Here is a 4991-nt window from a genome sequence, read left to right on the forward strand (position 1 = left end):
GGAGGCCTCCCGGATGGCGCCCCCCCCGGCCCTGGGGGCGGAGCCCCGCCCCGTGGGCCCCCCGAAGGAGCGCTCCATGGAGACCTGGCTTCGCGGGATCGACCGCCTCAACGGGTGGGCTGCCGCCGTGTCCTCGGTGGCGATGGTGGCGATCGTGGGATTGATCGCCTGGGAGGTGATGCTGCGCACGGCGCTGGGCACCTCGACCCTGATCGCCGACGAGTACAGCGCCTATCTCTACGTGCTCCTGGTCTTCCTGGGGCTCGGCCACACCCTGCGGGCCGACGGCCACATCCGGGTCAAGGTGCTGCTGGGCCGCCTGGGCACCCGGGGCCGCCGGGCCCTGGAGGCGGCGGCGCTCCTCCTGGCGCTCGCGCTGTGCGCCTTCGCCCTGCGCTACACGGTCGCCATGGTGCAGGACGTGCGCGCCCTGGGCATGGTCTCCGAGACCCCGGCCCAGACCCCCATGTGGCTTCCCCAGCTCGCCGTGCCGGTGGGGCTCGGCTTGTTCTTCCTCCAGCTCCTGGCCCAGCTCGCCCGCACGCTCGGGCCGGCGCCCCGGCCCTGACCGGTTCCCCAAGGAGAGCGGCCCGTGATCTCCGACCCCCTCGTCCTCTCGGTCCTCGTCATCGGGATCATGTTCCTCTTCCTCGCGTCGGGCCTGTGGATCGGCTTTTCCCTGATGGCGGCCGCCATCGCCGGGATGCTCCTCTTCGACCTGCATCTGCCGCCCAATATCTCCATCTGGACGCGGATCGGGAACCTCCTGGCGAACTCCCTGTGGAACAGCGTCAACTCCTGGTCGATGACGGCGCTGCCGCTCTTCATCTTCATGGGGGAAATTCTCTACCGCACGGCCATCAGCGACAAGCTCTTCAACGGGCTCGTTCCCTGGCTCTCCCGGGTGCCGGGCAAGCTCTTGCACATCAACGTCTTCGCCTGCTCGCTGTTTGCGGCGGTCTCGGGGTCGAGCGCCGCCACCACGGCCACCGTGGGCAAGATCACTCTGAACGAGCTCTCCAAGCGCGGCTACGACCGCAGCCTCGCCCTGGGGTCTCTCGCGGGCGCGGGAACCCTGGGATTCCTGATTCCGCCGAGCCTCATCCTGATCATCTACGGGGTCCTCTCCGACACCTCGGTGGGGCAGCTCTTCATCGCGGGGATCCTGCCGGGGCTCCTGCTCGCGGCGCTCTACTCCGCGTACATCGCGGTGCGGGCGCTTCTCGACCCCTCCGTCGTCCCCGCGGCGGACGAGACATACACCTGGGCCCAGCGGCTCGCCTCGGTCCGGGACCTGGCGCCGGTGTTCCTGCTCATCGCGGCCGTGCTGGGGGGGATCTACCTCGGCTACACGACCCCCACCGAGGCGGCCGCCGTGGGGGTGCTGGGGGCCCTGGCCCTGGGGGCGGCGTTCCGCAACCTCTCCCGCGCCGCCCTGGCCGATGCGCTGGTCTCCTCGGTGAAGACCACGGTGATGATCACCTTCATCATCGCCGGCGCGGCCTTCCTCTCCCAGGTGGTGGGGTTCCTGGGGATCACCACCGCCATCAGCCGCTACATCGGGGGCCTGGACCTCTCGCCCTACTTCCTGATCTTCGTCCTGGGCCTCATGTACGTGGTGCTGGGGATGCTGCTCGACGGCATCTCCATGGTGGTCATGACGCTGCCCATCGTCCTCCCCATCGTGACCGGCGCGGGTTTCTCCCCCCTGTGGTTCGGCATCTTCCTCGTCTTCATGGTGGAGCTGGCCCAGATCACCCCCCCGGTGGGCTTCAGCATCTTCGTGATCCAGTCCATGGCGAAGGAAGACGTGCCCTTCATCCTGCGGGCCACCTTCCCCTTCTTCGTCATCACCATCCTCCTGGTGGTCTTCGTGACCCTCTTTCCGGGATTCGTCCACTACCTGCCGGCGAAGATGGTGGGGTAGGGGGCCTACCGAGGCGACGACCATGGGCGCCCCTGCGAGCCCCCAAGGCCGTGGGGACGCTTCTCTAAGCGCAGACGGCTGGGCGCGGTACTCGGGGGGTTCCGGAAAGAACTCGGCCCCCAAGCGGGCAGGCCGGGGGGCAGCGTTGCCGCACGAGGGGGCCGAAGCGGTGGGGCGCAGGGCCGCCCCGAAAACAGACACCTAAACGGACACTTTGCCTCCAGGGAAAGAAAAAGGGGTTACGAGAGACGCCTCGTAACCCCTTGATTTCTTTGGTGAGCCGTGGAGGAATCGAACCTCCAACCTACTGATTAAGAGTGAGCCCGAGACACCCTTTCAGGCCGTCTCAAGCCTCCCCGCCTCTTCACCCAGACACGCCAGTTTTTCCTTGCCGTTCAGGCATTTCTCGGCTAGGCTCCCTCTCACACCGTCTCACCCCGAGACACCCCAAGCCGGGTCAAGGTGGGCCCCCCAGTGGGCCCCCCGAGAATGGTCCCCGGGGGTCTGGGGGGCCCACCCCGAGAGGAGGCCGCCATGCTCACAGACGCCAAGGTCCGAACCGCGAAGCCCGAACCGGGGAAGCGTCTGGAGCTGGGGGACGGGGCCGGTAGCGGGCTCATCCTCCGGGTAACGGAGACGGGGGCGAAGTCTTGGGTCTACCGGTACCGCTTCGGAGACGGACGCCAGAAGCTCACCATCGGACCCTACCCGGCCGTCTCCCTGGCCGAGGCCCGGGCGGAGGCGGACAAGGCCCGTGCCTTGGTGGCCAAGGGTATCGACCCCGCGGCAGAGAAGCAGCGGGAACGACTGGCCGCGCAGGCCGCCCGAGAGGCCGACCGGCTGGCGACGACCTTGGAGAAGCTCGCCGACGACTTCGTGGAGAAGTACGGCAAGGCGCGCAAGCGGTCCTGGCAGGAAGACAAGCGTTACCTCGACAACGACGTGGAGCCGGTCCTGGGCAAGCTCAAGGCGCGCGACGTGACGCGGGCCCACGTGCGGGAGCTCCTGCGGGCGAAGGTGGACGCGGGGGCCCCCATTGCCGCCAACCGCCTTCTCGCCGTCCTGCGCAAGATGTTCGGGTGGGCCGTGGAGGAGGGCATCCTGGACGAGAATCCCTGTGCGGGCATCAAGGCCCCAGCAAAGAAGGTGAGCAAGGATCGGGTTCTCACCCCGGACGAGCTGCGCCGCGTCTGGAGGCTCCTGGAACCCCCCACGCCCCGGCGGAAGGACGACCCGGCCCCCAAGGGCCCCGCGGTGGCAATGTCCCCCGAGGTGCGCCGGGCGCTTCGTGCGATCCTCGTTACGGGGCAGCGGCCCGGGGAGGTGGCGGGCATGACCTGGGAGGAGATCGAGGGCACGTGGTGGACGATTCCCGGCGAGCGCGCGAAGAACGGCCTCTCCCACCGGGTGCACCTGTCGAAGCTGGCCCTGGAGGTACTGGGCCCCCGCGGTACCGGGTACGTGTTCCCCTCCCCCCGGCCCAAGGAAGGCCGCCCGGGACACGTCCAGATCAACGCCATCGCCCAGGCCGTGCGGCTCAATCAAGCCGCCTTCGGCATCCCCGCCTGGACCCCCCACGACATGCGCAGAAGCGCAGCCTCTCACATGGCCGGGATCGGCGTGAGCCCCTTCACCGTGGAGCGCGTCTTGAACCACACCTTGCAGGGCGTCCAGGCCGTCTACAACCGGCACAGCTACGACGCCGAGAAGCGGGAGGCGTTGAACCGCTGGGGGGCGCACCTGGGGCGCATCCTGGCCGGCAAGGGCGAGGCGAAGGTCATTCAGCTTCGGGCAGGAGGACAGGGATGAGCTCCCGCCGGAAGTCCCCCGACGTTGGCCCCCTGAATCCTCCCGCGGCCTGGGTACGGTCTGAGGACCCCGCGCCGTACCATACGGGAGGGGAGAGCGCGATCCTGGCCGCGCTGGAACGGGCCGGATGCGCGAACCCCGAAGCCTATCTCCCGACGATTCAGGGATACATCCGCTTCACCCGGGCCCGCCTGTGCGCGAAGGAGGAGCCGGGCCCCGTCTCGAAGAAACGCCTGGGGGATGAGCTGGCACGGGTGGAGAAGCACGCGGGCGCCCTCCTGGAGGCCCTGGGGGGGCTTTCCCCCGCGGCGCGCGACGCCCTGGAGCAGAGCGGGCGACACGGCGCCTTGCGCGACCCCCAGCTTGTGGACTGGCACGGCGAGACCCTCCGCACCTTGGACATTGCCCACCTGGTGGGGATGCTGCAACGGGCCGCGGCAACATGGCGCGAGCCCGTCACCGGGACCGACGTGCCCAAGGTTCGGTTGCGCCGGGGCCGGCGCGACCCGGCAAAGTGGTGGTTCGTGGAGAGCTTGGCGAACGTCTACCAGCAGGCCACCGGGAAGGCGCCGAGGGTCTGGCCGAGCAAGGACGGCTCCGGGCAGTACGAGGGCCCGTTTCCGGAGCTGGCACGGGCCGCCTGGGCCGCGACCACCCACGGGCTCCCTCCGGAGGAAGGGGGCGGGCCGCCCTGGCTCGACCACTACCTGGCCGAGGCGTGCAAGCTGTTCAAGGGCACCTGAGGCGATAGAGGCAACAGCCCGCTATCTCCTCGGGTTCTAAGCCAGAACATCCCATCTTATCGTGGCGCCAACCCTACAACTCCTTCGCGGAGGGTGGCGTCATGGCCGACACGATCATTCTGCAATCCAGAGGGAACCGGCACCCCATTTCTGAGGTGACGGGCTACTCCGTCCAGAGCATCCACCGGCTGGAACGACAGGGCAGGTTCCCGCAGCGGCTTCAGTTGGGCCCCGGCCGGGTGGGCTGGCTCGAAAGCGACGTGAAGGCGTGGCTGGAGTCCCGCGCCCGCGGTTGCCTCCCGGCGCCGCAGGCCAAGGCCGCCTGAGCCATGGCCCCGCCCGCCATCAACCCCCCTCCCGGCTCCCCCACAGCCGCCAGCGGAGAGCTCCTCGGGATCGCCCTGCACGGTGGTGCCCATGACGACGTGCGCCGGGCCGCGGTGGCGGCCCTCGACGGGCACGACCTCAGCCTTGCCTGGCACGCCTGCATCCGCGATTCCCTGGCCGCCCGG

The 4991-nt window shown here is 69.3% G+C and carries 6 protein-coding genes and 1 tRNA gene; 6 read left to right on the plus strand and 1 reads right to left on the minus strand.

Annotation, left to right across the window (positions count from 1 at the left end; all coding sequences use genetic code 11):
• Nucleotides 1-568, plus strand: a 568-nt coding sequence (locus AB1578_21865; GenBank protein MEW6490546.1) for a TRAP transporter small permease, incomplete at its 5' end; no start/stop codon positions are given.
• Between the two features lie 24 nt (nt 569-592).
• Nucleotides 593-1927, plus strand: coding sequence for a TRAP transporter large permease subunit (locus AB1578_21870; GenBank protein ID MEW6490547.1), 1335 nt, complete (start codon nt 593-595; stop codon nt 1925-1927).
• 273 nt (nt 1928-2200) lie between these two features.
• Here AB1578_21870 and AB1578_21875 read toward each other — a convergent pair.
• Nucleotides 2201-2282 (minus strand) — tRNA-Lys (locus tag AB1578_21875).
• A gap of 179 nt (nt 2283-2461) precedes the next feature.
• Between AB1578_21875 and AB1578_21880 the strand changes: the two genes are divergently transcribed.
• The 4 genes from AB1578_21880 to AB1578_21895 all read left to right on the plus strand — a co-directional run.
• Nucleotides 2462-3736: an integrase arm-type DNA-binding domain-containing protein gene (locus AB1578_21880; GenBank protein MEW6490548.1), complete on the plus strand. Its 1275-nt coding sequence runs from the start codon at nt 2462-2464 to the stop codon at nt 3734-3736.
• Nucleotides 3733-4479, plus strand: a complete 747-nt coding sequence (locus AB1578_21885) for a hypothetical protein (protein ID MEW6490549.1) — start codon at nt 3733-3735, stop codon at nt 4477-4479. The genes AB1578_21880 and AB1578_21885 overlap by 4 nt, the downstream gene beginning before the upstream one ends.
• A 101-nt stretch (nt 4480-4580) precedes the next feature.
• Complete coding sequence (locus AB1578_21890) at nt 4581-4805, plus strand: AlpA family phage regulatory protein (protein MEW6490550.1); 225 nt, start codon at nt 4581-4583, stop codon at nt 4803-4805.
• Between the two features lie 3 nt (nt 4806-4808).
• Nucleotides 4809-4991: hypothetical protein (locus AB1578_21895; protein MEW6490551.1), on the plus strand; the 183-nt coding region annotated here is incomplete at its 3' end.

This window comes from Thermodesulfobacteriota bacterium, assembly GCA_040756475.1.
Lineage (GTDB): Bacteria > Desulfobacterota > Deferrisomatia > Deferrisomatales > JACRMM01 > JBFLZB01.